This window comes from Actinoplanes lobatus (assembly GCF_014205215.1).
In the GTDB taxonomy this organism is placed as follows: Bacteria; Actinomycetota; Actinomycetes; order Mycobacteriales; family Micromonosporaceae; genus Actinoplanes; species Actinoplanes lobatus.
Genome location: NZ_JACHNC010000001.1, coordinates 1,432,330 through 1,458,172, shown reverse-complemented (window position 1 = coordinate 1,458,172; position 25,843 = coordinate 1,432,330). Strand labels below are relative to the sequence as shown.

Here is a 25,843-nt window from a genome sequence, read left to right as displayed (position 1 = left end):
TTTGACCGTGTCGCTGCGGCCCTCCGCACTGGACGATCACCGTCCGGCCCGTTCCGGCGATGTGCGATGTGGAGTCGCCTGACTACTGTGATCCGGGCCGGGCCCGCGCCCCGGAGAGATGTCGAGGAGCCGGGTGACGCCAATCCCGCAGGAGACACTGCAACCGCTCTACCTGCTCTGCGACGCGTCCGTACGGATGCGCGAGGAGGACCTGGCGGCCGTCAACCTGCTCCTCGGCCACCTCGCCGACGAGATCACCGGCGATCCGCTGCTGGCGTCGGCGGTCCGCTGGGGCATCGAGCTGTACGACAACGCCGACCACACCACCACCCTCATGCAGCTGCAACAGGTCGACCTGATCTCACGCATCCCGCAGATGGTCACCACCATCGAGGAACCGACCCTGGCCGCCGCGCTGCGCGCCCTGCGCCGCCGCATCACCGGCGACATCGACCTGCTGGAAGCCGACGCCGCCGAGGTCCGGCCGCCGATCGTGATCGTGGCGACCTCCGGAGTCTCCCTGGACAGCGCCGCCGACCGCGCCGCCGAACTGGACGCCCTGCTCCAGTTGACGCCCATGGTGCTGCTGCTCAGCCTGCCCGGCGCCGACGGCACCCTGGCCAAGGACCTGGCCGCCGAACACGCCGACGTCGACGCCCAGGTGATCTCGTCACTGGCCGACGTGCCGGACGTGGCGCACTGGATCGGCCGCGGCGCCCGCCAGTCCGCCGAATACGGCCTCGCCCGCCTGCGCTACGCCCGGTGGGTCGTCGCCGAACGCGCCGTCGACGCGTTCCACCGCTTCGCCGAACCCGGTGGGCGGCCCACCGCCGAACTGATCGACCTCGTCGCGATCCGGGCCGACCCCGGCGGCGACGAACTGGCGGAACGGCTGCTGTGGCCGTACCGGGTGGTGGTCGGCGACGACCCGGCCACCGCCGTGGGCCTGCTGCTGCCGCTGGTGCCGGACCGGTTCACCGCCGGCCGGATGAGCGCGCGGGGACCGGAGCCGCTGTCCGGCCCGGACACGCCGGCCGCCTCCGACGGGGTGCTGCGGACCCGGATCTGCGCCGCCCTCGCCGACGCCGTCGACACCGCCCACACGCACGGCGCCGTCCTCGGCGAGACCGCCCTGGAATCGGCCGCGTACACCGCCGGAACCGACCCCGAGGTGCTGATCACCGACTGCGCCGGCGCCCGGCTCGGCGACGGCCCGGCCACCGACCTGACCTGGCTGGGCCGGTTCGTGGACCACTGCGTGTTCGCGTTCCTGGACACCGAAGGGCAGGCACTGCTGCGGCGGGCCCGCTCGAACGTCGCCGACCGGCTGCCGTCCGCGGCCGAATGGAGCGACTACCTGAACCGCCGGGCGGTCATCCTCCAAGGGCCGCCGGTCATCGAACAGGTCCAGGTCAGCCCGGCGATCGTGCCGGACGGCTCACCCGTGACCGTCCGCTGGCGCGGCCGCTGGATCGACCGGCTGGAGATCACCGGACCGGACGGGGCCGTCGTCGTCGCCACCGGCCGCGACCACGGCCAGGTCCAGATGGTCATGACCCGGCCCGGGGCGGTCCGGCTGCGGGCCGGCAACACGGTCGGCAGCCACCGGGCCGACACCGCGCACGTCCACGTCTTCCGGCTGCCCCGGCTCACCGAGATCCGGCTCCCCGGCACCCCACTGGACGCGCGCGACCCGCGTACCGACCGGTGGCCCGACATGCTCGCCCACTACAGCCGGCGCATGCTGCCCGAGATGCCGCCGGTGACGGTGCCCGCGGAGCCACCCGCCGCACTGTCGCTGACCCGATTCCCGATCGACGTCGCACGCTTCTTCGGGGAGCGGCCCGAACGGCCCCGGCGCAGGTGGCCGAGATTCCTGAGGAGACCATGGGCTTGAAACGGACACTCGCCGGATTCGCGGGCGGCCAGAGCAAGCTGCTCGGGGTCACCCCGGGCGACGAACTCCGGTACGCGGCCATGGGCGGCGTCATCGTCTCCACCGCGCTGGTGGCGGCCGCGTCCGCAGCCATGGCCGTGCACATGGCCCTCGGCACCGGGGTGCTCGTCGCCGTACTCATCGGTCTGGCCTGGGGTTTGATCATCTTCAACCTGGACCGGCTGCTCGTCGTGCAGATGACCCGGCAGGGCAGCAGACGGCTCACCCTGATGATGGCGATCCCGCGGCTCCTGCTCGCCATCGTGCTCGGCGCCGTCATCTCCACCCCGGTCGTGCTGAAGATCTTCGAAGCCGAGATCGAGACCCAGCTCACCGTCATGCACGCCCGGCAGGTCGCCGAATACAACCGGGAAACCGCACAGAACCCCGACTACGCGAGCATCCCCGAACTCGAGAAGACCATCGCCGCCGACGAAAAGGTCGCCGCCGGCGGCGCCGGCATCACCATCGAGAAGGACCCGGCCGTCGTCGACGCCCGCAACCAGTACGACGCCGCCCAGAAAACGTTCCTCAAAGCCCAGGCGAACGTGGTCTGCGAGAAGGAGGGCACCTGCGGGTCCGGTGCGGCGGGCGCCGGAATCGCCTACCGCGAGAAGGTCGGCATCCAAGAGGAGGCGCGCGACACCCGCGACGAGGCCCTCGCCCGGCTCACCGCCGCCCGCGCCGACGCCCGCGCCGCCCTCAGCACCGCCCAGACCAGCGCCGCCGACGCCGCCCGCACCCGCCTCACCGGCAACCGGGAACGCCTCACCGAACTCCGCGACCGCCTCGAAGCCGACAAGGCGGCACACGCGGCCGCGTCCAAGGAGGACACCGGCCTGCTCGCCCGCCTCGAAGCGCTCGAGGAGATCGCCGGCGACCGGCCCACCCTCCAGACCGCGCACATCCTGCTGTTCCTGCTGTTCCTCTCCCTCGAACTGCTGCCGGTGCTGATGAAGACGTTGCAGGTGCTCGGCCCGGAGACCGACTACGAGAAGGTCGCCCGGGAGGACGGCGAACACCGGCAACGCCTCGACCGGGAACGCCGCGACCACGAACTGCGCACCGAACAGGACCGGCTGCGCCGCGCCGCGGACGCCGCGATCGCCGGCAACCAGGTGGTCGTCGACACCCAGACCGAGGTGATGACCCGGGTCCTGGAGACGTGGCAGCAGCGGGCCATCGAACAGGCCGAGGAGGACCTGCGGCACTGGGTCCGCGACTCCGGGCCGGTCAGCCCGCCCGGCTACGCGGGGACACACCAGCAGAACGGCGTCCCGGGGCAGCGGACCCCCTAGGGTCGCGGCCCTCCTAGGGTCGCGGCCTGGAGTTCCGCCGGACCCAGCCCTGGCCCTCGACCCACACCCACTGGCCGACCTGATGGCCGTTCGCCAGCAGCGTGGACGACTTCTCCGCCGCCGGCGTCTCGTCCGCGGCCACCCGCGGGGACGGCGTCTTCGACCCCGGCTTGCGGTGCTGAAGGGCGTCGTACCAGTCGCGCATCGTCGGCCGCTGCTTCGCGTCGTCGGAGAAACTCGCGTCCAGCAGATCGGCGGCGGTGTCGCCGATCCGGGCCTTCAGCACCCCACGCGCCCGCGCCGGATCACGGCTCACCGCGCCACCCCGGCCGTTGCTGAGAATCCGCACCGTCATCAGGGCGAACTTGTACACATCCGTGGCCGTCGTCTGGATCGCCCACCGGCTGCGCAGACGGTCCAGCATCTCCACCGGGGGAGACGGCGACGACCGCGACGCCCGTTGCAGGGCCGTGCTCGCCAGCAGCGCCTCCGGCGGCTGCCAGTTCGGGGTGTGCGGCTGCATCCCGAAAACCGCCCGGTTGCCCTTGATCCGGGCGCTGTCGACATCCACCACCATGATGCTCGGCCGGGCCGGATCCGGGTCGTAGATGATGTTGCGGCCGGAGATGTCGCCCACCACCACGTTCTGCTTGTGCATCATCCCGTACGCCGCGGCGATCGCCCGGATCAGCCGGATCCGCGCCGGCAGATCGACCCCCGCCAGACCCTTCCGCGCCGACGTCACGTCGTCGCCGAACAGCGTCTCCACCTCGCGCGGCTTCCGGTTCACCCCACCGGCCCGCTTGGTGAACTCCTGGAAATACCGCTCAGGGATCAACCGCATGATCACCCCGTCGGCGGCGCCGGAATCGTCCAGCACCACCGACACCGGCCAGATGATCCGCGCGTCCCACGCCTCCCGCTGCTCCTCCGGCAGCCGCTCCCGGAACCGCACGAAATTCGACAGACCGGTGCCCAGGGACGGGCCCGCGCCCTGCTTCGTGGCCTCGTTGTACTTCTTGTAGACGAACCGCTCGTCACCCAGACCCGGCAGCCGCAACTCCGGGGCGAGAAAGACGGTCGCCGTGCCGCCGCGGGCCAGCTCGTCCAACCGGCCGAGCTGCCCCAGCGTCAACTCCAGCGGAGCGGTCATCTCCCGCTCCGGACCGGGCCCGGCCACACCACCACGGCGGTACGGTCGTCGGTGAACGTCTTCCGGTAGAACGCCAGATGCTGCGCGAACGCCAGCAGATCCGGAGGCGTGTGCCACTGCGTGCCGAGGAACCGGCTCACCGCGCCACGGGCCGCCCCCAGCGGATCACCGAGCCCGTCCGTCATCATGATCAACGGCTGGCCCGGCTCCAGATAGAACGGCTTCGCGTGCACCGGGGTGTCCGCCGGCAGCGCCTTCACCGAACTCGAGAAGATCGCCTCACCCTCGTTCTTGATCATCGTGAGCGGCAGCCAGCTCCCGTCCTGCACCACGAACGCCGCCGAATCACCCGCCACATTCGCCAACATCGCCCGGAACGTGCCGTTCGGCGACGGCTCCGTCGCCACCACGAACGCCAGCGCCGTCCCCGACATGATCAACCGGGCCTGCGCGAACGGCACCGGATCCCCCGGATCCACCGGCGGCGGACCACCCCGCTTCTGCGCCGACTTCCGCAGGTACGGCCGGGCCAGCTCACACACCGCGGCATTCGCCGACCGGACCGCGTCCTTCCACCGGATGCTCCCGATCTCCTCCGGCCAGCGCCCACTGTCCGCCGACGGCGGCGACGCGATCAGATGATCCACCAGGGCGCGGCTGATCCGCTCACAGATGGCCGCCGCCGCCTCGTGCGAGCGCGTCCCCTGCGACACCCCGTCCGAGATGCACCCCACCAGCCAGTCCTGATCGCGGGTGAAATGCACGGCGTACGCGTCCTGCCGCGGCTCACCCCGCTCCTGATGACTGATGCCACGCACCGACGCCGCACGGTACGAGATCGAGCCGATCTCCGCACCGTCGATCACCGTGTCCGGCGGCGGATTACGGAACTTGTGCGGCACCCGCGGGCGAACCGCCGGCTGGTTCCCGGCGTCGCCGACCACCCAACGGTCGTTCGGATACCGCTCCCACGGCCGAGTCCGGTCCTCGTCCTCCCCGGGCCGCCGCGGAGCGGGCGCCGTGTCCCACTCCTCCTCCGGAGCGGCCACCTCGCCGGCGTCTTCCTCATGCCGGCGCGGCTCCTCGTACCCCTGCGGGTCCGGTTCGTGGCGTCGCCGGCCCTCGTCGTGGCCTTGCGGGTCCGGTTCGTGGTCCTGCGGGTCGCGTTCCCGGTCTTGTGGGTCGCGTTCGGAGTGCCGGCCCCCGTCGTAGCCCTGCCCGCCCCCGTCATGGTGGTGTGGTGGCATGTCGAACGACTCGTACGGATCCTGCGGCGGGGCCGGATCGGCGTACCGCGCGTCGTCGTCCGGCTCGTCGTACCGATCCACCTCATGCCGGCGGGAGAAATACACCTGCCCCTGCTGGCGCCGGGGCGGCGCCAGCGCCTCCAACTCGGGAAACGCCCCGCCGGACGACCCGCTCTCCGGCGGCTCCTCCCAGGTCTCCTCCCACGACTCCGGCCGGTTCGCCGGGACATGCGGCGGGAACTCCACCCTCGTCGGCTCGGGCTCCTGCGGCTTCCTCCGATTGACCATGCCGATCCGTCGTCCCCGCGCTAGATCCAGTCGTCCAGGTCGTCGTCGTCCGGAGGCACGAACCCGCCCGCCGCACCCGCGTCGTTCACCGACGTCGCCGACGCCACGATGCTGCTGATCAGCACCTCGGCGATCTGCTTGATCGCCGTCGCCGCATCACCGGCCCCGTTGTAGACGTAACTGCGCATCGCCTTGTTGCTCTCCGCCGGTTTCGGCGACACCCACGGGTCCAGCACCGCCTTCGACAGCGACGGCGACACCCCGAACGGAATGATGTTGGGACGGCCCCGGAAGCCCGGATCGGTCAGATCGCTGAACGCCGCCTGCACATCAGTCATGTTGTCGGTCGGCGCGCCGTCGGTGATGAAGAAGACCGCCGGCCGGTAGACCTTGTAGCCGTCGCTCTTCAACTGCGCCAGATCGTGCTCGATGTCCTTACGAAGCTGGCGGAAGGCGGCCGCATACGACGTACCCCCGCGGGCCGTGAAACTCGGGATGTTCTCCACATCCCGCAGATCGCCGAGCGGCAGAACGGTCCGCGCGTCATCGGCGAAGTCGAGCGCCCCGAACCGCACGATGTCACCGAGCGTCGGGCTCTCCTCGATCGTGTCGATGACCTCGGGCAGAATCCGGTTCACCGCGTCCAGTGGAGCGCCGTCCATCGAATACGAGACGTCGACCAGGAGATAGAACGCCAGAGCCAGAACCCTGTCGTCATTTACTTGTCGTGAGTCGGCCATATCCGCTCCTGCGCTGCTAGGTCAGGAATTGTGCTGGCAAAGTCGGGGATCCCGCCCCACGATGAAGATCAATAGCTGCGACGTTGAGCGTGAGCCTATCGAGGCCCGCCCACCCGATGCCAGATTCACCCCTCCAGGTTGGACGCCAACCCGGCGAAATCACCGATTCGGCTGCCGCCGACCGGACGATCATCCACAAGCTCCGCCGCAACACGTGATCCGCTTTCCCCGATCACGGAAACGAGCCGTTCCGGCGCACGTGATCGAGCATCGCCCGGACCCCCAACCGTTGAGACGCGGCCCGCGCCGCCCGGAAACCGTCCCCATACACCGGCCCCGGATCCTCCGCGATCCGGCGCCGCTCCACCGCCGCCAGCGGATCCGGCTGATCCCGTAACCACGCGTAGGCGAGCAACTGGCAGAGGCCCTCCGCCACCGGCGGCGGCAGCACCCCGAAACCCTGCTGCGCCAGATAGGCGTGCATCACCTCGTGCGCCACCGTCGAACCGAACTGAACCAACGGCAGATCCCGCACCACCATCAGATCCAGCACCCGAGTGCCCATCGAAATCGTCATACCCAGCGCATTCGCGCCCTCCGGATGGTGGCTGCGCAACTCGTCGCGCGCCACCAGCCGCACCCGTACCGGCGTCGTCGTCCGGATCGACAGCGCCCGGATCCGCTTCGCGATCGGCGGCAGCACCCGCTTCACCGCGGCCTGATCCCGCACCGCCGTCGCCGCACAACGACCGCACAGCGGAATCTCCATGACCAGCCGCGAATCCGACGGCATGCCACAACACAGGCACGGCCGCTCGCCCGCATGCCGGGCGCAATACGTCTCCCCGGTCGACGCCCGATAGAACGACGACGTCATCGGCCGGCCGCACACCGAACAGACGTGCACCACCCTCGACGCCAGACGACGATAGGCGGCGAGCCACTCCGCGAACCCCATGACACCTCCGCGCGGCGGTCACGTGAAGTGTGCCCGCCCCACGCCACCGCCTCAATCGCCCGACTCGTGCTTCAGCAGCCACTCCTTCACCCCGAGACCCCACCGGTAGCCGCCCAGCGAACCGTCCGTCCGCAACACCCGATGGCATGGCGTGAACAGCGCCACCGGGTTGCGGGCACACGCCGCCGCGGCCGCCCGCACCGCCGCCGGACGCCCCGACAACTCGGCGAAAGCCGTATAGGTGACCGGGGCGCCCGGCTTGATGCTCCGCATCACCCGCCACGCGTGCCGCATGAACGCGCCGGCCGTGTGCTGCTCCACCGGAACCGCGTCGATCGCCGTCAGATCACCGTCGAGATACGCCAGGACGGGCGCGTCGACCTCGGTGGCGTCGACCGCCTGCACCGGCTCCAGCAGCATCGGATGCACCAGACTCAGCAGCTCCGGCACATCGGTCGTGAAACCGGCCGCCCGCACCGCCCCGGCCGCGCTCACCACCAGCGTGAACGGGCCGACCGGAGTGTCCATCGTCGAATACTTCAACATCGTCTTCTCCTCACGAGGGGGCCACCAGCGTGGCGCGTTTTCCGGGGGCGTGGGCGGAAATCCGGTCCGCCTGTGGACAACCGCGGCAGCCCGTTCGCCAATGTGGACAACCATTCGCCCCGGGGCGGAACGGGGTAGATTCCGAGTCAGGCCGCGCGCCAGAGACGGATCAACGCGTAGGAACGCCAGGGACGCCAGCGTTCCGCGTGTTCGGTCAGTGATCTGGCCGTGTCCGGCAGGCCCAGCGCCGTGGCGCCACGGCGGGCGGCCAGGTCGGTCGCCAGGAAGACGTCGGGGTCGCCGATCGCGCGCATGGCGATGTAACCGGCGGTCCACGGGCCGATGCCGGGCAGGTCGGTCAGGCGGGCGGTGGTCTCCGCCCGGTCGGCGCCGGGGTCCAGGTCGAGCTTGCCGTCGGCTACCACTCGGGCCAGGGCGCGGATGGTGTCGCGGCGGGCGGCCGGCATGCCGAAGGCGTCGTCGGGCAGGTCGGCGACGGTGTGCGCGGCCGGGAAACCGGCCAGGCGGCCGGATGCGCTGCCGTCGGCGGCCACCTGAACCCGGGTGGTGTCGTGGCCGGTGGCCGGTCTGCCGAAGGCGTCGTCGGGGAGATCGGCGACGGGGTGTCCGGCCAGGCGGCCGGATGCGGGATCGGTTTGGGGGATGGGGGTGGGTTCCCCCGAAGACGCCGCCGCGGCACGCAGTATCCGCCCCAGCGTCGTCCGGGCCCCCGCCACACTCACCTGCTGCCCCACCACCGCCCGGACGGCCATCTCGAACCCGTCCACCGCCCGCGGCACCCGCACCCCCGGCTCCGCCGCCACGACCTCCCGCAACCCCGGATCCGCCCCCAACATCGCATCCACCGCCACCGGATCGGCATCGAGATCGAACAACCGCCGGCACCGCGCCACCGCCGGCGCCAGGTCCCGCACATCCTCGAGCCGCAGCGTCGCGTGCACCCACCGGTCTCCCGGCCGCAGCGCGACCTCCGCGCCGCCGTGCGGCAGGTTCAGCCCTCGCCGGTACGTCTGCCCGTCCACTTCGTCCACCCCCGGCAGGGTCCGGGCCGCGAAGAACGACAGCAGCGCCCCGGAGTGCAACGGGCTCCGGTAGGCGAGCCGCAGGTTGACGACCCCGGCCTCGCCCCGTTCCGCCGGCCGCCGTTCCCGCAGTTGGCTGGGCGCCTGCGCGTACACCTCGAGCATGGTGTCGTTGAACTGCCGCACACTTCCGAACCCGGCCGCGAACGCGATCTCCGCGAGCCCCAGGTCGGTCGTCTCGACGAGGATCCGCGCGGTCTGGGCGCGCTGGGCCCGGGCGAGCGCGAGTGGCCCGGCCCCGAGTTCGGCGGTGAGCATCCGGTTGAGGTGCCGTTCGGTGTAGCCGAGCCGCCCGGCGAGTCCGGGTACTCCTTCCCGGTCGACGATGCCGTCGCCGATGAGCCGCATGGCCCGTCCGACGGTGTCGGCGCGGCTGTCCCATTCCGGTGAGCCGGGGGCGGCGTCGGGCCGGCACCGTCGGCAGGCCCGGTAGCCGCCGCGTTGTGCGGCGGCCGCGCTGGCGTAGAACGAGACGTTTTCCCGTTTGGGGGTGACGGCCGGGCAGGACGGCCGGCAGTAGATGCCGGTGGTGCGTACGGCCGTGTAGAAGCATCCGTCGAACCGCTGGTCGCGGCTGTCGACGGCCCGGTAGCAGCGTTCGAAGTCCAGCTCCATGCCGTCGAGTCTGCCTCCGTGCCGGGCCGTCCGGCTGGCGGGATTCGGACATGACCGTGGGTCAGGGCTGCCCGGGTCGGTGTTCGATCGGCGCAATCTTGCGCGATCGCGGCTATCCGAGAGTCGGCTGCCCACGGCCGAATCCGCAATCCCTCGTCCAGCGGACGCGTCATCCTGAGCGATCTTGGTCGATTTATAACCGTCTCGGGTGACCAATCGTTCAAGATCGCAGAGCGTCGGCTTGTAAAGCGGGCGAAACGGGCATCTGTTCCCGGCGAAAGCCCCATTTCCACCTAGCGCGGCGGATGGCGGCCCCTTCGCCCGACCAGGCGCTTGACGTCGAACCGCAAACGCCCAGGGAGAAGACTCCGGGCTGTATTCGATACCCCAAGATCTTCCAGCGGAAATGGGTCATGGGCGAATCGACCGCCGGACAGCGATCGGGAATCAAGATCGACCCGATGGTCACGATTGCCGGCGAATCGGGATGACGCCATCCGAATGTGCGACACATCGCGGCCGCCCACAACCGAGGCAGGCTCCAGGTAGCCGGTGATCCTCCGCAGAGGGTTCCCGGAAAGGCTCCTGTCAACTTGGGTTGACGGCTTCCGTGGCTGTCAACTACGGTTGACGGCATGAAGGCGATGGCGGTGACGACGGACATCCGGTGGCGCGTCCTCGGTGGCGGCCCCAAGGTCGTGCTCCTGCACGGCGGCATGCAGACCTCGGCGAATTTCACGAAGCTGGCCCAGGCCCTCGCGCCCGAATTCACCGTCTACGTCCCGGACCGGCGTGGCCGCGGGCTCAGCGGTCCGGCCGCGCCCGGTCACGGCCTGCGCGCCGAGATCGACGACCTGGCGGCGCTGCTCGCCGAGACCGGGGCGCGCAACGTGTTCGGCCTCAGCTCGGGCGCGGTGATCGCGCTGCGCGCCGCCATGGAGCTGCCGATCGACCGGCTCGCGCTCTACGAGCCGCCGCTCAAGCACGGTGACCACGATCCGGTGGCCTGGCTGCCGAGATTCGAGAGGGAGCTGTCCCGGGGCCGGCGGGCCGCCGCGTTCGTCACCGTCGTGAAAGGCACAGGCGATTTCCGGTACGCGCCCCGCGCGGCCCTGATCCCGATGGCCGGCCTGGCCCTCCGCGCCGGGGAGGGCCGCCGGATCGGTGACCTGATTCCGACGATGCGCCTGGACGCGGCGGTCGTCGAGGACGCGGCCGGCCCGCTGAGCACCTATGCGGGCGTCACGGCGGAGACGCTCCTGCTGGGTGGCGAGCGCTCTCCGGCGTACCTCAAAGGGGTCTTGAACGGCCTTGAGCCGGTCCTGCCGCGAGTGCGCCGGGTGACCTTGACCGGCGTGGGTCATGTCGCCGCCGACAACAGCGGCCGGCCCGGGCTGGTCGCTGCCGAACTGCGGAAGTTCTTCGGTTGAGAACCGGCCTGCACGGGATGAAAGGCCAATTCGTCCTCGTGGATCGGCCGGCCGGAACGATGGGAGCCGCGCTCATCGGGACCCGCCGCTCTTGATCAGGTGCTTGTTCTCGTACATCGCCTCGTCCGCTCGGCGCAGCAGGGCACCTCCGTCGCTCTCTCCCGGGTCGGCGATGGTGATTCCGATGGCGGAACGCACCCGTACGGCCGTGTCGCCGACCATGACCGGCGTTTTCATCTCCTCGCGCAGCCGCCGGACGACCGCCTCGGCGTTGGTCGCGGATTCGATGTCGTGCAGGATCGCGATGAACTCGTCGCCGCCGAGCCGGGCCACCACGTCGTAGCCGAGCACGGACCGGCGCAGCATCTCGGCGAACGCCACGAGCATCTGATCGCCGGCTTCGTGACCAAGCGTGTCGTTGATCTCCTTGAAACCGTTCAGGTCGGCCAGCAGGATCCCGATCGCCTTGCCGTTGCGCGCCGAGCGGGCGAGGGCCAGCCCGAGCGCCTCGTTGAGCCGCGTCCGGTTGGCCAGCCCGGTGAGTGGGTCGGTGGTCGCCAACTGATGGTTTGCGCGCAGCACCGTGATCTGGCGGAACATCACGAGGAACGTCAGCAGCACCGACCCGATCGTGACGCCGATGCGGGTGTAGCGGTCCACTTCCTGAACCGCGATGGTGATCAGAAGACAGCCGCCGACCAGCACGCTGGCGTATGGCAGGAGGGTTACGGCCGACTTCGACAGGCGCCTCCGTATCTGCGTCTGCGCTGCCCTGCTCTGCTCGAACGCGGCTGCGACCAGCAGGAAGTGCGAGACGGCGATGCTGGTGAACGGCAGGGCGACTCCGTGCAGCGGGCCGGTCCGGGTCATGGCGTATGACAGATATACATGTGCTGCGACCTGGCAGAACACCGCGCCCGCCAGCAGGCGCACGGATCGCTGCGCGGAGCTGTCGATCCCGTACATCAGGGCCAGGGTGACCCCGAAGAGAAGCACGGCGTAGCCGACGGGAAAGGCGATGGCCGATGCCAACGGGTTCCCACCGCCTGGCACGTCCGGTCCGCCGGGCCCGGAACGCGCGGTGTCGGCCAAGGCGCGCGCGAGTGCCGGACCGGTGACGAAGTACCACATCACCATGGCGGCGCCGACCGCGACGGTCCCGGCGTCCAGCAGGATCTTGTGGATCGGCATCCGGTCGTCGCCCCCACGGATCAGGCAGGACAGGCCGGCCAGCATGACCGGGACGAAAGCCAATCGCAGCGCCCCGCCCAGCTCCGGCCGAGTGGGGAAGAATTCGGGTCCGAGCGCGTCCAGGGCCAGCAGTACGCACGCGGCGCCGATGAACCACCAGGCACGTCGTGTCCAGCGACCGAGATCGCGACGAAGTGCGGCCCTGACCGCGCAGGCCAAGGCCATGATGTCGATGAGGAAGAAACCCCGGTGGGCGGCGAGGCTGGGTTCAGGGCTGTCGTTCGTCACGAGTGACAGAACGATTGCGATCACTAGATATCCGGCGATTCCGTAGAAAACTCCGCAGGTACCAAGTCGTCGCCATCGCTCGCTCATTTGTTCACTCCCCCTGCCAAAAAGACAGCGCTCTTTTCGGCGAGGCGGGACCAGGGATTAGGTGGGCTTCCACCGCGGGGCCGGGGTCGGGGCTTTGGTCATGCCCGGCAAGGACCAAGCGCCCATTGCCGCGGCGGCGAACCGGACAGTGCCGGCATGAGGCCTGTGCTGTTGACCGGCCGAGAGGCCCCGGACGGTACTCGTAGACTCGTCGTAGTAGCTCGACAGGCGGATGACGCCGAGCCGAGATCGGGAAGTCATGGGCGGAAGGTTGCAGCGTTCGTATGTCGTCACTCACCATCGGAATCGTCGGCCTGCCCAACGTCGGCAAGAGCACCCTGTTCAACGCCCTGACCAAGAACGACGTGCTCGCCGCGAACTACCCGTTCGCGACGATCGAGCCCAACGTCGGTGTGGTGGGCCTGCCCGACGAGCGGCTCGGGAAGCTGGCCGAGCTGTTCGGCAGCGAGAAGATCCTGCCGGCGCCGGTGAGCTTCGTCGACATCGCCGGCCTGGTCCGCGGCGCGTCGAAGGGTCAGGGCCGGGGCAACGCGTTCCTCGCGAACATCCGTGACGCGTCGGCGATCTGCCAGGTGGTGCGGGCCTTCTCCGACCCGAACGTGCTGCACGTCGACGGCAAGGTGTCGCCCTCCGACGACATCGAGACGATCAACACCGAGCTGATCCTGGCCGACCTCCAGACGGTCGAGAAGGCGCTGCCCCGCCTGCAGAAGGAGGCCAAGCTCAAGAAGGAGAAGGCCGCCACGGTGGCCGCGGCCGAGGCCGCGTTCAAGCTGCTCAACGACGGGATCACCCTCTATCAGGGCGCCGGCGCCGCCGGCATCGACCTGGACCTGCTGGGCGAGCTGCACCTGCTCACGACCAAACCTTTCCTGTACGTGTTCAACGTCGACGAGGCCGAGCTGGGCAACGAGGCGTTCCTGGACGAGCTGCGTGCCCTGGTCGCCCCGGCCGAGGCGATCTTCATGGACGCGAAGATCGAGTCCGAGCTGATCGAGCTGGACGAGGACGAGGCCCTGGAGCTGCTCCAGTCGACCGGCCAGTCGGAGCCCGGCCTGAACCGGCTGATCCGCGTCGGGTTCGACACCCTGGGCCTGCAGACCTACCTCACGGCCGGCCCGAAGGAGGCCCGCGCCTGGACGGTCCCGGTCGGCGCGACCGCCCCCGAGGCCGCCGGTGTCATCCACTCCGACTTCCAGCGCGGCTTCATCAAGGCCGAGATCGTCAGCTTCGACGACCTGATGGCGGCGGGTTCGATGTCGGCCGCCAAGGCCGCCGGCAAGGTCCGCATGGAGGGCAAGGACTACGTCATGAAGGACGGCGACGTCGTCGAGTTCCGCTTCAACGTCTAGGTCGTGGCCCTTTTCCTACTCGTTTGACACACTCGGGTCATGGGCGAGACGGTCTACAGCATCGGGGAAGGTCCGGCGACGCGGGTGAGCCTGTCGCTGCCGGAGGGGACCGCCGAGGCGATTCGGGCGCGGGTCGGCAAACGGGAGTTTTCCGCGTTCATCGCCGAGGCGGTCGAGCGGGAGCTGCGCGGGCAGGTGCTTGACGAGTACCTGGCGGATTACGAGAGCCGCAAGGGGCCGGTCTCCGAGAAGGCTCGTCAGCGGGCGCGGCAGGTCTTCGACGAGGTGTTCGCCGAGGAGGGCGCATGGCCCGCCGCAAGCTGATCCACCAAGGGACTTTGATCCTCGACAGCGAGGGGCTCTCGAAGCTGCTCGCCGACGACGAGCAGGTGGTGGCGATTATCGCCGAGGCACGCTCGCGTGGCATGGAAGCCGTGATCAGTGCACTCACCATCATCGAGGCCGTCCATGCCCGCACCCACAAGGCTCGCCTGAGCTGGGTGCTATCCGGGTTACGCGTGATCCCGGTGGGCGAGGAGGAAGCGAGGGCGGCGTCGAAGTTGCTGATGGGTGCCGGTCTGCATGGGCACAAGTACGCGATCGATGCGGCGGTCGCCGAGGCCGCGTTGCGTCAGCACCGGCCCGTGGTCATGTTGACCTCCGACATCGACGACATGGTCAAGCTCTGCGGCGATCGTGTCCGACTGGTGGCAGTTTGAGTCCGCCTACGGTGGCGCTGGCGTGTGATGCTGCTCGAAGACGGAACCTGGTCGGGTTGTGCTTCGACCTGTGAGCGGATGCCGCCGGGGCCGGGTGCGTGCCCGGCCCGGCGGCAACGGTCTCAGAAGAGGTTGGCGCCTGCACCGAAAATCGCGCGGCCGGCATCGCCGAGGTCGACGAACTTGAGACCGTCAGGGTCGCTGAAAAGCATGAAAAGGGGCATGAACATTGCTGACTCCTTGGTCGGCTGTAGATTCCGAGCCAATTTCATGTTGAACCAGCCGACGCGGCCCCCGTTTCGGTGGGAGATCACGCTTTAGGGCGAACCTGGCGCATTCGGTGCACAGGAGCGTCATAACGGGTCTGGGCGCTGGTGGGCGGCTGTCAGCGGCCGGGTGGGGTGAGCCCGTCCAGGTCGATCGTGATGTCGAAGGGCGCCGGGCTGCGCAGGGTTCCGCGGAAGATGCCGGTGGGGGCGTAAGCGCGAGTCGGTTGATCTAGTTCGTAGGCGTGGACGACCGGTCTGCCGCCGCCCTCCTCTTCGACGCGCCAGTAGTGCGGGATTCCTGATTCCGCGTATTTGCGGAGTTTGACAGTGCGATCTCGGTGGGCGGACTCGGGGGAGACGACCTCGATGACCAGTCGCACCACGTCGGGCGTGAAGTAGGTGCGGCCGGGGTCGTAGGCGGCGGTGGTCACCACGACATCCGGCTCCGGCCGATTGCGTTCGTCGAGCCGGATCGTCATCTCCTGGTCGGCCTCGAGACCTGCCGGCGCCTGTGCCGCGAGCTCGTGTTTGAGAGCGGAGACAGTGCGGCTGTGCCAGGCGTGCTGCGGGCACATCATGAAGACGAGCGCTCCGTCGATGAGTTCGGTGTGGCGGGGGGCCTCGGGCAGGCGGTCCAGGTCGTCGGCGAACCAGCCTTCCGCGCGTGGCGGGCGCATCCAGTCGGGCAGCGCTGTCATAGGACTAGGTTAGTGAGCGGCGATGCCCGGGGAGCGTTCGTAGCGAATCGAGAGATCGGAGCCGATGTACGCGGCGAGTCTGATCTTCTGGGTGGCCAGAGGCTCACGCCCGGCGCGGGCGCTACGGCCGGGACCGGCGGTGAGGCCGCTTCATTGGTACGGCGGCTTTTCCCGTAGACGTACCGGAAATGGTTTTCAGCGGAGCGCCGGGAAGATCGTGCCCGCGATGATCACGCCCGCCAGGGCCCCGGCCACCACCTGAGCGGGAGTGTGCGCGGTGAGCCGGACCCGCGCCCAGCAGCCGAGCAGGACCAGTGGGGTGCCGATGAGGATCACCGGGCCGTAGACCGCGGTGAGAGCGGTGAGCGTGCCGGCGGCGACGCCGGCGTGGATGGACATCTTCCACCAGTGGGTGACCAGGGCGAACACGGCGAGACCGGTGCCGCCCGCGGTGAGCAGGGCGAGGACCTCGCGCGGGGCGCCGAGCGCGAGCATCACCAGCAGGCCGGCGATCAGCGAGGCGGTGCCGAACAGCAGCGGGATCCGCCGGGCGGCGCGCTCCGGGATGTGGTGGTTGGTGAGCCGTCCCTTGCGGACGCCGTGGAGCACGTAGCCGAGCGGGATCACCGCGGCGAAGAGTGCTCCGGGCAGGCCCCACCAGCGGGAGACGCCGGGTGTGTCGCCGGCGTGCCAGCCGACGGTCAACAGCAGCGCGGCCACCAGGACCGCGGGGGCCAGCACCTCGGAGACGACGGTGGCGAGCCGGTCCAGAGCGTTCCGGCGATCTTCGGCGACGGCGTTGATCACGTCCCCATCATCGCAACAGCTGCCGCATAACCCGCAAAACGCCGCCGGTGAGAAGGCACGTGATTTTCCGACGCCGTGGGGTTTGCGGTGTCGGAAAATCACGTGCCTTCTCACCGGTTACAAGGCGTTTTGCCCGCGGAGCGAAGCGGAGCCATCAGGCTCAGCCATGGCCTGGAAAGCGGCGGCCAATGCCTTCAGGTCCAGGTCGCCGAGGTGGTCGAAGATGTGGCGGCGGACGCTGGCCAGATGGGTGGGCCAGGCCTCGCGCAGGCGGGCCAGCCCTTTCTCGGTGAGGACGGCGTTGGCGCCGCGCGCGTCCTCCTGGCAGCGGATCCGGCGCAGATGGCCGAGCGACTCGAGTTTCGCGGCGAGCCGGGTCATCCCGCTCAGTGACATGTCACACGCCGTGGCCAGCTCGCTCATCCGCATCAGCTGGCCGGGGGTCTCGGAGAGGTGGCGCAACACCGCGTACTCGCTGGCGGACATGCGCTGCTCGTGCATCAGATCAGCGTCCAGCGCACGCGGCATGACCAGCAGGAACCGGCCGAGCGCCCGCATCACGGCCTCCTCGTCCGGGCTGAGCGGTACGGGGCCGGTCGGGGACATGGATCGATCCTACGACCGGGGCGCGAACCACTCTGCGCCTCGCCGGGGCAACGCGTGAGCCGGGTCGCGGGCTGCGCGGGTCCCCGATTCGGGTGACCGCTGGAGACTTGCCTGCGCGCTGGAGAGAGTAACAATGCTTTGGTGCAAAACCAGACAACTAGTGACTCTTGGCAGCATCTGCTCGAAATGCCACGAAAGTCTTGGTGGGCCCAGCTGCCGTTCGGTGTCCGGATGGCCGCCGGTGCGGGCGCGCTGTTCCTGCTCGTCGGCGGCGGAGCTGCGGGGATCTCCACGATGACCACCTCGGACGGGACGCCGGTCGAGGCCACCGCCGAAGCGGCAGTCCAGCCGGACCCGGGCGCCGCCCGGCTGGACGAGGACCCGGAGGTGGTCAGCCGTGCCGCGGCCGCCGCCCAGCCGCTGCCCAAACGCCGCGGCCACACCCCGGCGGCGCCGGCCCCCACCGGGAAGCCGGCCGGCACCGACCAGCTGAGCCGCGCCCGGGTCGCCGACGAGCGCGCCGACCGGACCGGGCCGCGGCCCGCGCACACCAGCGGGAAGCGCGCCGGCCGGGACCGGCGGGAACCGGCCGCCCGCCCGGTCGTCACCACCCGCACCGACGAACAGACCCGGGCCATCCCGTTCCGGACGAAGGTGATCCGTGACCCGGCGCTGCCGCGCGGCACGCGGTACGTGCGGTTCCCCGGTGCACCCGGTGTGGCGACCGCGCGGTACCTGGTCACCCTCACCGACGGAAAGCAGACCGCGCGCCGGCTGCTCGGCACGACCGTCACACGGAAACCGGAGAACCGGGTCGTGGTCTTCGGCGCCTTCCGCAAGCCGGACCTGGGCCCGGCCTGCGAGCCGGGGCTGCACTTCTGTGTGCCGATGGGGCGTACCGCGGTGTGCCCGCCGGAGGCGACCCCCGGCCCGGCGGTGACGGTGGCGGTGACGCCGACGCCGACGCCCGGGACCCTCGTGACCGAGGCGGACCTGCTGGCCGCCGGTGAGGAACTGCTCGACGGCGTGCTCCTGGAGCCCGCCTCCGTGTGCTGACCGCCGCGAGGCGATGATCGGGGACATGGGATTGACCGATGCCCGTCTGGGCGAGCTGGCCGAGCGCCTCGTCACCGTGCCCGGCGTGGTCGGGGTGGTGCTCGGCGGAAGCCGGGCCCGTGGCACGCACACCCCGGACTCCGACACCGACCTCGGCCTCTACTACCGGGGATCGCTGGACACCGGCCGCCTCGGCGAACTGGCCGCGGAGGTGGCCGGCCCGGGCGCCCGGGTCACGGCGACCGGCGAGTGGGGGCCGTGGGTGGACGGCGGCGGCTGGCTGACCGTCGACGGTGGCCCGGTGGACTGGATCTACCGGGACGTCGACCGGGTCCGGGCCTGCTGGGCCGACGCCGAGCAGGGCCGGTACGCGTTCCACGTCCAGACCGGCCATCCGCTGGGCGTGACCGACTTCTCGTACCCCGGTGAACTGGCATCCGGCCGCATCCTGGCCGATCCCTCCGGTGAGCTGGCCGATCTCCGCGCGGGGATGCGGGTCTATCCGAGGCCGCTGGCCGAGGCCCTGGTGGCCGGGCTGTGGGAGGCCGACTTCCTGGTCGGGCTGGCCCGCAAGGCGGTGTCCCGTGGCGACAGCGCGTACGTCGCGGGGTGCCTGTTCCGGATGGCCGGGGTGCTGGCGCACGCGCTGCACGGCGCGGCCGGCCACTGGCTGATCAACGAGAAGGGCGCGGTCACCGCGGCGGCTGCGCTGCCCGGCGCGCCGGCCCGGTTCAAGACCCGGATGGACGCCGTGTTCGCCACGGTCGACGGTGATCCGGTACGCCTCGCCGCCGCGATCGATCTGGCCGCCGACCTGGTCCTGGAGACCACCGACGCGTGCGCGACGATGTTGCGGTGACCTGCGGGTTCTCGGGACTCCGCTGCCGCCCGCGGGCCGGCTCGCTAGGCTGAAGCCGAAATTCCGCAACCCGGAGGCGACCGGCTCCGTTGTGACTTCGGAGTCCATTCGTAGGTGTGAGGAGAACCATGTCCGGCAAGGGCGGCGAAGGCGGTAGCTGACGTTGACGTGGGTCTCGGTCCCGGTCAGTGCAGAGCGACCGTGGCGAGGCCCACCAGCACCGCCGACAGGAGCATCGCCACCGCGAAGACGGTGTTGTGACCGAGCAGGATCGCCCGCCGACGGGGCTGACCGCCCTCACCGCCGCCCGGCGCCGGGACCGGATCCAGGTCGTGACCGAAGAGTTCCGTCCGGTATCTCCGGGTCAACGGCCTCGTCAGATGGGTGAGCACCGGTGATCGCCTCCGGGGGTCGAGGATCGAACGGCGTTACTCGATCGATTGCGATGACTCCCGGTAGCATGCGGCGGGCCGGATTCGGCGAGCAATGGCTACTCGTCGGTAACCGTCGTGGGTGGGCCGGTCTGGCATGGTCGTTCCCCTGATCGGTCACCGGATATCGGGCGAACAGGCGTCCCGCGCCGTGACCATTCACTCTATGTGAGGATTTGTCGGTAACACTCACTTCGCCATCATTAGGGCGATGCCGGAGACACCGTCGACGTACCACGCACTGTTCAGGGGCACCCTGAACGCCTCGGTCGTGCTCATCGGTCTGGCATCGGGTGTCGCGCAGCTCGCCGAGATACCCACCCGGATCGGTCAGTGGGCACTCACCGCGATATCCCTGGCCTGCCTGCTCTACTTCGTCGTCCGCCTGTGGCAGCTCGCCTTCGTGGTCCGGATCCGCGACCTGAAGGCCGACCTGCGGGAGACCACCAGTCGGCTCGCCCTCCAGCAGGCCGGGCACCAGCACTACCTGGACGCCATCCAGCGGATCAGCGACCGGGAGAAGCCGCTCTTCACGGAGACCCTCGAAGTGCTCGTCGCGATCGGCCCCGACGACGACAGCGACCGCATCGTGGAGAAACGGGTCACCACCCCGGAGCCGCTGGTCACCCACCGGACCATGCGCCCGATCGTGCCCACCGACACCGACCGGCTGGCCCGCCTCGACGAGATCTCGTTCAAGACGCTGCGGCCGGTCGGCGGCACCATCACCGCGCTGCCCCTGGAACAGACCCGGCTGCTGCGGGTCTGGCTCATCTTCGACCCGGCGATGACCACGCCGACCGAGTGGCAGGTCGAGTACCGGCCCCGGGGGCTGTGGCGGCCACTGCGCGAACGAGGCTGGGACCAACTGGTCTGGGAGGACCGCCTGCCCACCGCGAGCGGCACCCCGTCCGCCTTCACCCGCTTCCAGGTGACCTTCAGCTTCCCGGACAGCGATCAGCCGCCGAGCGTCAAAGAACGACAGGGGTACGGGCGGATGAGCGAACCCGAACGCGACGCCCGCGGCCGCTGGGAGGTGGTGTGGCGGGACGAGAAACCCGCCGGCCGCCGCTACGTCTGGGATCTCACGCAGGCGGTCGGCGGGCACTGAACCCGGTCAGGAGGCGTGCGACAGGATCAGGTTGTGCACGTGGTGGGCCTTGTCGGAGCCACGGAACTCGATCTCGTACACGTGGGTGCCGACGGTGATGCCGATCGTGCCGGACGAGAAGAACTGGCCGGCCCAGCTCTTGTTGCTGATCACGCTGACGCTGCTCACCTTGGAGTAGGGGATGCTGGTGATCGCGAAGCGCTTACCGACGAAGGACTTGTCCTGGATGATGATCCGCCGGCTGGTGAGGCCGATGAAGCCGGTCCCGGCGCCGATCGCGTCGTAGACCGCGATGATCTGCTCGCCCTCCAGCAGACCGCTCTGGATCTGCTCGAGCTGGCCCTTGTTGTCGTACGCCACGTCAGTCATGCGGCGCAGCGTAGTCCGCCCGTTCTACGGCCTTCCGACCACGGTGCGGTAGAAATCCTCGATCCGGGCCGCCAGGGTGACCTCACCGTCGGTGATGGTCGAACCGTCCTGCGGCCCCAGGCAGATCTGTGTGTGACCGTTGACGCGCCGAATGGTCGGCCTGATGTGAAGGGTGTCCGCCGCGACCTTGATCCGCTCGGTCAACGCGGCGTGCTGACTGTCGTCACATGCCAGGTCCCGCCGGAGCTGCACCCCGTCGCGGGTCCATCCGCTGAGTAGCGCAAGGGCATCGCTGAGATAATCCGCGCCGGAGTCCCGGCGTCTTCTGGCCCGCACTGCCGCACCCCCCTAGCGTCGTTGCCGGCTTGTGGCCGAACTGTCGCCGTGTCGTCATGGTCGGTGCTCCACAGTTTCGTCCGTCCGGACACTCGTGTCCACGGCCACATATCCGTGATTGCGTGACGATCAGGGCACCAGTGGGCAACCTGAACGACGAACTTCTGTGCGATCTTTGATCGCATGCGGCCCGAACAGTACGTCAAGCGCGCCCCGTCACCCAGGGTGATCGTGGCTGCTGTGATCATTACCGCCGGCCGGGTGCTGGCCTGCGAGCGCAGCTCCCCGCCGGAGGCGGCCGGGCGGTGGGAGTTCCCCGGTGGCAAGGTCGAGCCGGGGGAGACCGAGCGGCAGGCGCTGGCCCGGGAGTGCGCCGAGGAGCTCGGCGTACGGGTGGACGTCGGCGACCGGATCGGCCCGGACGTGCCGCTGGCCCACGGCCGGGCCGTGCTCCGCGTCTACGCCGTCACCCTGCTCGGTGGCGACGTGCCGGAGGCGCTGGAGCACCGCTCCATGCGCTGGCTGACCGTGGACCAGCTGGACAGCGTCCCGTGGCTGCCCGCCGACGTGCCGATCGTGGCGGAGCTGCCGCCACTGCTCAACGTCTAGGAGTACTGCTTACGCAGCTCCCGCTTGAGGACCTTCATGCTCGGGCCCAGCGGCAGCGACTCGGTGAACCGGACCTGACGCGGGTACTTGTGCTTGCCGAGCCGCTCCTTCGACCACTCGATGAGTTCGGCCTCGGTCAGGCTGCCCTCCTCAGGTTTGGGGTCCTCCAGCACCACGACCGCACAGATCTCCTCACCCAGGGTCTCGTCGGCCACGCCGATCACCGCGACCTGCTGGATCGACGGGTGCCGGGCCAGCACCTCCTCGACCTCACGCGGGTAGACGTTGAAGCCACCGCGGATGATCAGGTCCTTGGTGCGGTCGACGATGCTGATGAAGCCGTTCTCGTCCCGTACGCCCAGGTCGCCGGTGCGGAACCAGCCGTCGATCAGGGCCTCGGCGGTCGCCTCCGGGCGGTTCAGGTAGCCGGCGAACACGTTGTGGCCGCGGATCACGATCTCGCCCAGCTCGCCGTCCGGCAGGAACTCGATCCGCTCCGGCACCTCCGGCCGGGCGATCTCCACCTCGACACCCCAGATCGGGTGCCCGACCGTACCGGGCTTGGCTCCGAACGCCGGCTGGTTGGTGGTCGCCGTCGGAGAGGTCTCGCTCAGCCCGTACCCCTCCCAGATCGTCGAGCCGAAGGCTCCGGCGAATTTCTCCAGAACCGCGACCGGCAGCGAGGCGCCACCGGAGACGCAGAGCTTGAGCCGTGGCAGGGTCTCCGCCTTGGCCGCCGCCTCCAGCAGGCCGATGTACATGGTCGGCACGCCGTGGAAGATCGTCACCTTCTCCCTGAGCATCAGCTCGATCGCCGCCTCACCGGTGAACCGGGGCAGCAGCACCAGCGTCCCGCCGAGCCGGAAGGTCGCGTTCATCCCGACCGTCTGGCCGAACGTGTGGAACAGCGGCAGACAGCCGAGCACCACGTCGTCGCCGGTCAGCGGGTGGACGTCGAACACGTTCACGGCCGCGTTCATGACCAGGTTGAGGTGCGTCAGCATGGCGCCCTTGGGCTTGCCCGTCGTCCCGCTGGTGTAGAGGATCACCGCGACGTCCTCGGCCTCGCGGGTCACGTAGGTCCGCAGCGGTTCCACCGTCGCCGAGATCTCCTCCAGGCGCGGCGGGTACTGCGGCAGATCGGCCGGGAGCGGGCCGACGTTGACCAGCTTGGTGCCGCTCGCGGCCGCCGCCGGAGCGCCCGCCGCCAGGAACGCCGAATGGGTGACCAGCAGCTTCGCGCCGCTGTCGGCCAGCACGTAGCCGACCTCCTCGGCGTTGAGCAGCAGCGAGACCGGCACGATCCGGGCGCCGACGGCCAGCGCGGCGAAGTAGACCCGGGGGAAGTCGCCCACGTTGGGGATCATGATCGCTACGGTGTCGCCCGGCCCGACGCCCAGTTCCCGCAGGCCCGCCGCGTACGCGCGGGTCTGCGCCCACAGTTCGCGATAGGTGATGCGCTCTCCGCCGGCGTCGACGATCGCTACCTTTTCGGGGTATCGGCGTGCGGCCTCGGCCAGAACGGTGGCGAGGGATAGCGTCGTCATGCTGATCTCCCTTGGTGATGTACGTCGCAGCTGTGCTTAAACTAGCGGCGTAAGTTTTTACACGTCCAGTGCTGATTTCGGTTTTCTCGCAGGGAGTACTCATGGCCCGGCCCCGGCAGGCGCTGCTCACCAAGGAGCGCATCGTCGAGGCGGCGGCCGCCCTGATCGACGCCGAAGGGCTGGACGCGTGCTCGATGCGGCGCCTCGCCACCGAACTGGGAGTGCAGGGCCCGTCGCTGTACAACCACTTCGCCACCAAGGCGGAGATCGTCGACGCCGTCGCCGAGGCGGTGGTCGCTCAGGTCGACATCTCGGTGTTCCACGGCAACGACTGGCGTGCGGCGCTGCGGCTGTGGGCGAAGTCCTACCACGCGGTCCTCGCCGCGCACCCGAACGTCGTGCCGGTGCTGGCCACCGGTCCCGGCCGCCGCCCGGCCGGGCTGGCCATGGCCGAGGCGGTCTACGGCGCGCTGATCGACGCCGGCTGGTCACGGGCCCGGGCCACCCACATCGGAGCCCTGATGCGCTACCTGATCACCGGCTCCGCGCTGGGCTCCTTCGCCCTCGGCTTCGACGCCGACCCGGAGCTGTACGACCACTATCCACACCTGCACCGCGCCCACGAACTCGCGGCCCACCGGGACGCGGTCGACGAGGGCGCCTTCGAACTCGGGCTGGACCTCCTGATCACCAGCCTGTCCGACCGCTACGACCTGGGGGTACGCCGATGACGCCGGTCCACCGTGACGAGCTCTGGATCGGGGGCGCGTGGGTGCCCCCGGAATCCAGCGAACGGATCGGAGTGGAGAACCCGTACACCGAGGAGGTGTTCGGGCACGTGCCGGCCGGCACGGCCGAGGACGTCAACCTCGCCGTCTCGGCGGCCCGGGCCGCCCTGCCCGGCTGGGCGGACCTGCCGGCAGCCGAGCGCGGCGCGGCCCTCGGGCGCCTGCACCGGGCGCTCGCGGCCCGCGCCGACGAGATCGCCCGGACCGTCGGCCTGGAACTGGGCACACCGCTCAAGATCGCCAAGGCGGTCCAGGCGGGCCTGCCGCTCACCGTCCTCGCCGGGTACGCCGAACTCGCCGCCCAGCCGTGGGTGCAGGAGACCGTCGGCAACTCCCTGGTGGTGCACGAGCCGGTCGGCGTGATCGGCGCCATCACCCCGTGGAACTACCCGCTGCACCAGGTCATCGCCAAGGTCGGCGCGGCCCTGGCGGCCGGGAACACGGTGGTGCTCAAGCCCAGCGAGATGACCCCGCTCGTGGCTTTCCTGCTCGCCGACGCGGCCGCCGAGGCGGACCTGCCGCCCAGCGTGTTCAACCTGGTCAGCGGCACCGGCCCGGTGGTCGGCGCGGCCATCGCCAGGCACCCGGACATCGACATGGTGTCGTTCACCGGCTCCACGGCGACCGGCCGGGCGATCAGCCACGCCGCCGCCGACCGTGTCGCCCGGGTCTCACTGGAGCTGGGCGGCAAGTCCGCCAACGTCATCCTGGAGGACGCCGACCTGGTGAAGGCGGTCAAGGTCGGCGTCGGCAACGCCTTCCTCAACTCCGGCCAGACCTGTACGGCGTGGACCCGCATGCTGGTCCACCGGTCCCACTACGACGAGGCCGTCGAACTCGCCGCCAAGACGGCCGCCGGCTACACCCTCGGCGACCCGTTCGACGCGGCCACCCGGCTCGGCCCGCTCGCCTCGGCCGGCCAGCGGGACCGGGTCCGCGGGTTCATCGAACGGGCCTCCGCCCGCCTCGTCGCCGGTGGACTGGACGCGCCGGTGCCCGCCACCGGCCACTTCGTCGCGCCGACCGTCTTCGCCGACGTCGACCCGGACAGCGAACTGGCCCAGGAGGAGATCTTCGGCCCGGTCCTGTCGATCATCGGCTTCGATTCCGACGACGAGGCCGTCGCGATCGCCAACAATTCGAGGTACGGCCTGGCCGGCGCCGTCTGGGGCAGCGACGAGCGGGCCCTGGCCGTGGCGCGACGGCTGCGGACCGGCGCGGTCGACGTCAACGGCGGGGCGTTCAACCCGTTCGCCCCGTTCGGCGGTTACAAGCAGTCCGGTATCGGTCGTGAGCTGGGCGCGTACGGCCTGGCCGAATTCCAGCAGGTGAAGGCGATCCAACGATGAGCGGATCATTCGGCTCGGCGCGACGCCGGAGCGAAG

26 protein-coding genes are annotated in these 25,843 nt (G+C 70.0%); 12 read left to right on the top strand and 14 right to left on the bottom strand.

Annotation, left to right across the window (positions count from 1 at the left end; translation table 11 throughout):
• Positions 1-133 precede the first annotated feature (133 nt).
• Positions 134-1,897 (top strand): hypothetical protein, encoded by a 1,764-nt coding sequence (locus tag BJ964_RS06370; protein WP_188119811.1) that lies wholly within the window; start codon positions 134-136, stop codon positions 1,895-1,897.
• Entirely contained in the window at positions 1,894-3,234 is a 1,341-nt protein-coding gene (locus BJ964_RS06365; protein ID WP_188119810.1) for a DUF4407 domain-containing protein, read from the top strand. Before BJ964_RS06370 ends, BJ964_RS06365 begins: the two co-directional genes overlap by 4 nt.
• A gap of 13 nt (positions 3,235-3,247) precedes the next feature.
• On the opposite strand, the gene BJ964_RS06360 is transcribed toward BJ964_RS06365, so the two are convergent.
• The 6 genes from BJ964_RS06360 to BJ964_RS06335 form a co-directional block, all read right to left on the bottom strand.
• A complete protein-coding gene (locus BJ964_RS06360; protein WP_188119809.1) occupies positions 3,248-4,387 on the bottom strand; it encodes a protein kinase family protein in 1,140 nt (379 codons plus the stop codon).
• On the bottom strand, positions 4,384-5,922 hold the full coding sequence (locus BJ964_RS06355) for a protein phosphatase 2C domain-containing protein (RefSeq protein WP_188119808.1): 1,539 nt from the start codon (positions 5,920-5,922) through the stop codon (positions 4,384-4,386). The genes BJ964_RS06360 and BJ964_RS06355 overlap by 4 nt, the downstream gene beginning before the upstream one ends.
• A 20-nt stretch (positions 5,923-5,942) precedes the next feature.
• The gene (locus BJ964_RS06350; RefSeq protein ID WP_188119807.1) at positions 5,943-6,662 is read right to left on the bottom strand and encodes a vWA domain-containing protein; all 720 of its coding nucleotides are present in this window, start codon (positions 6,660-6,662) and stop codon (positions 5,943-5,945) included.
• A gap of 232 nt (positions 6,663-6,894) precedes the next feature.
• Positions 6,895-7,620 (bottom strand): protein DA1, encoded by a 726-nt coding sequence (locus BJ964_RS06345; RefSeq protein WP_188119806.1) that lies wholly within the window; start codon positions 7,618-7,620, stop codon positions 6,895-6,897.
• A gap of 51 nt (positions 7,621-7,671) precedes the next feature.
• The gene (locus tag BJ964_RS06340; RefSeq protein ID WP_188119805.1) at positions 7,672-8,166 is read right to left on the bottom strand and encodes a methylated-DNA--[protein]-cysteine S-methyltransferase; all 495 of its coding nucleotides are present in this window, start codon (positions 8,164-8,166) and stop codon (positions 7,672-7,674) included.
• 146 nt (positions 8,167-8,312) lie between these two features.
• The gene (locus BJ964_RS06335) at positions 8,313-9,884 is read right to left on the bottom strand and encodes a DNA-3-methyladenine glycosylase 2 family protein (protein WP_188119804.1); all 1,572 of its coding nucleotides are present in this window, start codon (positions 9,882-9,884) and stop codon (positions 8,313-8,315) included.
• Between the two features lie 635 nt (positions 9,885-10,519).
• On the opposite strand from BJ964_RS06335, the gene BJ964_RS06330 reads away from it, so the two are divergent.
• Positions 10,520-11,314 (top strand): alpha/beta fold hydrolase, encoded by a 795-nt coding sequence (locus BJ964_RS06330; RefSeq protein WP_188119803.1) that lies wholly within the window; start codon positions 10,520-10,522, stop codon positions 11,312-11,314.
• Positions 11,315-11,386: 72 nt separating this feature from the next.
• Here the strand turns inward: BJ964_RS06330 and BJ964_RS49025 are convergent, their stop codons facing one another.
• Positions 11,387-12,817 carry a GGDEF domain-containing protein gene (locus BJ964_RS49025; RefSeq protein ID WP_188119802.1) on the bottom strand — a complete coding sequence of 477 codons (1,431 nt, stop codon included), beginning with the start codon at positions 12,815-12,817 and terminating at the stop codon, positions 11,387-11,389.
• A 347-nt stretch (positions 12,818-13,164) separates the two neighbouring features.
• On the opposite strand from BJ964_RS49025, the gene ychF reads away from it, so the two are divergent.
• From ychF to BJ964_RS06310, 3 genes are read left to right on the top strand one after another with little or no spacing between them, the layout of a single operon-like run.
• Positions 13,165-14,253, top strand: a complete 1,089-nt coding sequence (ychF, locus tag BJ964_RS06320) for a redox-regulated ATPase YchF (protein WP_188119801.1) — start codon at positions 13,165-13,167, stop codon at positions 14,251-14,253.
• A gap of 39 nt (positions 14,254-14,292) precedes the next feature.
• Positions 14,293-14,577: a hypothetical protein gene (locus tag BJ964_RS06315; protein WP_188119800.1), complete on the top strand. Its 285-nt coding sequence runs from the start codon at positions 14,293-14,295 to the stop codon at positions 14,575-14,577.
• Positions 14,559-14,972 (top strand): DNA-binding protein, encoded by a 414-nt coding sequence (locus BJ964_RS06310; protein WP_188119799.1) that lies wholly within the window; start codon positions 14,559-14,561, stop codon positions 14,970-14,972. Before BJ964_RS06315 ends, BJ964_RS06310 begins: the two co-directional genes overlap by 19 nt.
• A gap of 385 nt (positions 14,973-15,357) precedes the next feature.
• Here the strand turns inward: BJ964_RS06310 and BJ964_RS06305 are convergent, their stop codons facing one another.
• The 3 genes from BJ964_RS06305 to BJ964_RS06295 all read right to left on the bottom strand — a co-directional run bounded on the left by BJ964_RS06305 (position 15,358) and on the right by BJ964_RS06295 (position 17,352).
• Complete coding sequence (locus BJ964_RS06305) at positions 15,358-15,939, bottom strand: Uma2 family endonuclease (RefSeq protein ID WP_188119798.1); 582 nt, start codon at positions 15,937-15,939, stop codon at positions 15,358-15,360.
• A gap of 195 nt (positions 15,940-16,134) precedes the next feature.
• Positions 16,135-16,746, bottom strand: a complete 612-nt coding sequence (locus tag BJ964_RS06300) for a phosphoesterase PA-phosphatase (RefSeq protein ID WP_229806593.1) — start codon at positions 16,744-16,746, stop codon at positions 16,135-16,137.
• A gap of 117 nt (positions 16,747-16,863) precedes the next feature.
• The gene (locus tag BJ964_RS06295; RefSeq protein ID WP_188119797.1) at positions 16,864-17,352 is read right to left on the bottom strand and encodes a MarR family winged helix-turn-helix transcriptional regulator; all 489 of its coding nucleotides are present in this window, start codon (positions 17,350-17,352) and stop codon (positions 16,864-16,866) included.
• 186 nt (positions 17,353-17,538) lie between these two features.
• Between BJ964_RS06295 and BJ964_RS06290 the strand changes: the two genes are divergently transcribed.
• A complete protein-coding gene (locus BJ964_RS06290; protein ID WP_188119796.1) occupies positions 17,539-18,408 on the top strand; it encodes a G5 domain-containing protein in 870 nt (289 codons plus the stop codon).
• A gap of 25 nt (positions 18,409-18,433) precedes the next feature.
• Positions 18,434-19,267 carry a nucleotidyltransferase domain-containing protein gene (locus BJ964_RS06285; protein WP_188119795.1) on the top strand — a complete coding sequence of 278 codons (834 nt, stop codon included), beginning with the start codon at positions 18,434-18,436 and terminating at the stop codon, positions 19,265-19,267.
• Positions 19,268-19,452: 185 nt separating this feature from the next.
• On the opposite strand, the gene BJ964_RS06280 is transcribed toward BJ964_RS06285, so the two are convergent.
• Positions 19,453-19,635, bottom strand: coding sequence for a hypothetical protein (locus BJ964_RS06280; protein WP_229806592.1), 183 nt, complete (start codon positions 19,633-19,635; stop codon positions 19,453-19,455).
• A gap of 274 nt (positions 19,636-19,909) precedes the next feature.
• Between BJ964_RS06280 and BJ964_RS06275 the strand changes: the two genes are divergently transcribed.
• Positions 19,910-20,809 (top strand): hypothetical protein, encoded by a 900-nt coding sequence (locus BJ964_RS06275; RefSeq protein ID WP_188119793.1) that lies wholly within the window; start codon positions 19,910-19,912, stop codon positions 20,807-20,809.
• A 6-nt stretch (positions 20,810-20,815) separates the two neighbouring features.
• Here the strand turns inward: BJ964_RS06275 and BJ964_RS06270 are convergent, their stop codons facing one another.
• Positions 20,816-21,178 carry a PH domain-containing protein gene (locus tag BJ964_RS06270; protein WP_188119792.1) on the bottom strand — a complete coding sequence of 121 codons (363 nt, stop codon included), beginning with the start codon at positions 21,176-21,178 and terminating at the stop codon, positions 20,816-20,818.
• A gap of 24 nt (positions 21,179-21,202) precedes the next feature.
• On the bottom strand, positions 21,203-21,514 hold the full coding sequence (locus tag BJ964_RS06265; protein WP_188119791.1) for a 4a-hydroxytetrahydrobiopterin dehydratase: 312 nt from the start codon (positions 21,512-21,514) through the stop codon (positions 21,203-21,205).
• A 183-nt stretch (positions 21,515-21,697) separates the two neighbouring features.
• Here BJ964_RS06265 and BJ964_RS06260 point away from each other — a divergent pair, with 183 nt between their 5' ends.
• Positions 21,698-22,123, top strand: a complete 426-nt coding sequence (locus BJ964_RS06260) for a (deoxy)nucleoside triphosphate pyrophosphohydrolase (RefSeq protein WP_188119790.1) — start codon at positions 21,698-21,700, stop codon at positions 22,121-22,123.
• On the opposite strand, the gene BJ964_RS06255 is transcribed toward BJ964_RS06260, so the two are convergent.
• Positions 22,120-23,670 (bottom strand): long-chain-fatty-acid--CoA ligase, encoded by a 1,551-nt coding sequence (locus BJ964_RS06255; RefSeq protein ID WP_188119789.1) that lies wholly within the window; start codon positions 23,668-23,670, stop codon positions 22,120-22,122. The genes BJ964_RS06260 and BJ964_RS06255 overlap by 4 nt on opposite strands.
• 101 nt (positions 23,671-23,771) lie before the next feature.
• Between BJ964_RS06255 and BJ964_RS06250 the strand changes: the two genes are divergently transcribed.
• Together BJ964_RS06250 and BJ964_RS06245 are read left to right on the top strand one after the other, a co-directional pair.
• The gene (locus BJ964_RS06250; RefSeq protein ID WP_188119788.1) at positions 23,772-24,401 is read left to right on the top strand and encodes a TetR/AcrR family transcriptional regulator; all 630 of its coding nucleotides are present in this window, start codon (positions 23,772-23,774) and stop codon (positions 24,399-24,401) included.
• Entirely contained in the window at positions 24,398-25,807 is a 1,410-nt protein-coding gene (locus BJ964_RS06245) for an aldehyde dehydrogenase family protein (RefSeq protein ID WP_188119787.1), read from the top strand. Before BJ964_RS06250 ends, BJ964_RS06245 begins: the two co-directional genes overlap by 4 nt.
• Positions 25,808-25,843 lie beyond the last annotated feature (36 nt).

Excerpts from the sequence above, each read along its gene's own strand:
- BJ964_RS06360 (WP_188119809.1), bottom strand. The coding sequence starts at position 4,387 with ATGACCGCTCCGCTGGAGTTGACGCTGGGGCAGCTCGGCCGGTTGGAC.
- BJ964_RS06355 (WP_188119808.1), bottom strand. The coding sequence starts at position 5,922 with ATGGTCAATCGGAGGAAGCCGCAGGAGCCCGAGCCGACGAGGGTGGAG.
- BJ964_RS06350 (WP_188119807.1), bottom strand. The coding sequence starts at position 6,662 with ATGGCCGACTCACGACAAGTAAATGACGACAGGGTTCTGGCTCTGGCG.
- BJ964_RS06345 (WP_188119806.1), bottom strand. The coding sequence starts at position 7,620 with ATGGGGTTCGCGGAGTGGCTCGCCGCCTATCGTCGTCTGGCGTCGAGG.
- BJ964_RS06340 (WP_188119805.1), bottom strand. The coding sequence starts at position 8,166 with ATGTTGAAGTATTCGACGATGGACACTCCGGTCGGCCCGTTCACGCTG.
- BJ964_RS06335 (WP_188119804.1), bottom strand. The coding sequence starts at position 9,884 with ATGGAGCTGGACTTCGAACGCTGCTACCGGGCCGTCGACAGCCGCGAC.
- BJ964_RS06330 (WP_188119803.1), top strand. The coding sequence starts at position 10,520 with ATGAAGGCGATGGCGGTGACGACGGACATCCGGTGGCGCGTCCTCGGT.
- ychF (WP_188119801.1), top strand. The coding sequence starts at position 13,165 with ATGTCGTCACTCACCATCGGAATCGTCGGCCTGCCCAACGTCGGCAAG.
- BJ964_RS06315 (WP_188119800.1), top strand. The coding sequence starts at position 14,293 with ATGGGCGAGACGGTCTACAGCATCGGGGAAGGTCCGGCGACGCGGGTG.
- BJ964_RS06310 (WP_188119799.1), top strand. The coding sequence starts at position 14,559 with ATGGCCCGCCGCAAGCTGATCCACCAAGGGACTTTGATCCTCGACAGC.
- BJ964_RS06305 (WP_188119798.1), bottom strand. The coding sequence starts at position 15,939 with ATGACAGCGCTGCCCGACTGGATGCGCCCGCCACGCGCGGAAGGCTGG.
- BJ964_RS06295 (WP_188119797.1), bottom strand. The coding sequence starts at position 17,352 with ATGTCCCCGACCGGCCCCGTACCGCTCAGCCCGGACGAGGAGGCCGTG.
- BJ964_RS06290 (WP_188119796.1), top strand. The coding sequence starts at position 17,539 with ATGCCACGAAAGTCTTGGTGGGCCCAGCTGCCGTTCGGTGTCCGGATG.
- BJ964_RS06285 (WP_188119795.1), top strand. The coding sequence starts at position 18,434 with ATGGGATTGACCGATGCCCGTCTGGGCGAGCTGGCCGAGCGCCTCGTC.
- BJ964_RS06275 (WP_188119793.1), top strand. The coding sequence starts at position 19,910 with ATGCCGGAGACACCGTCGACGTACCACGCACTGTTCAGGGGCACCCTG.
- BJ964_RS06270 (WP_188119792.1), bottom strand. The coding sequence starts at position 21,178 with ATGACTGACGTGGCGTACGACAACAAGGGCCAGCTCGAGCAGATCCAG.
- BJ964_RS06260 (WP_188119790.1), top strand. The coding sequence starts at position 21,698 with ATGCGGCCCGAACAGTACGTCAAGCGCGCCCCGTCACCCAGGGTGATC.
- BJ964_RS06255 (WP_188119789.1), bottom strand. The coding sequence starts at position 23,670 with ATGACGACGCTATCCCTCGCCACCGTTCTGGCCGAGGCCGCACGCCGA.
- BJ964_RS06250 (WP_188119788.1), top strand. The coding sequence starts at position 23,772 with ATGGCCCGGCCCCGGCAGGCGCTGCTCACCAAGGAGCGCATCGTCGAG.
- BJ964_RS06245 (WP_188119787.1), top strand. The coding sequence starts at position 24,398 with ATGACGCCGGTCCACCGTGACGAGCTCTGGATCGGGGGCGCGTGGGTG.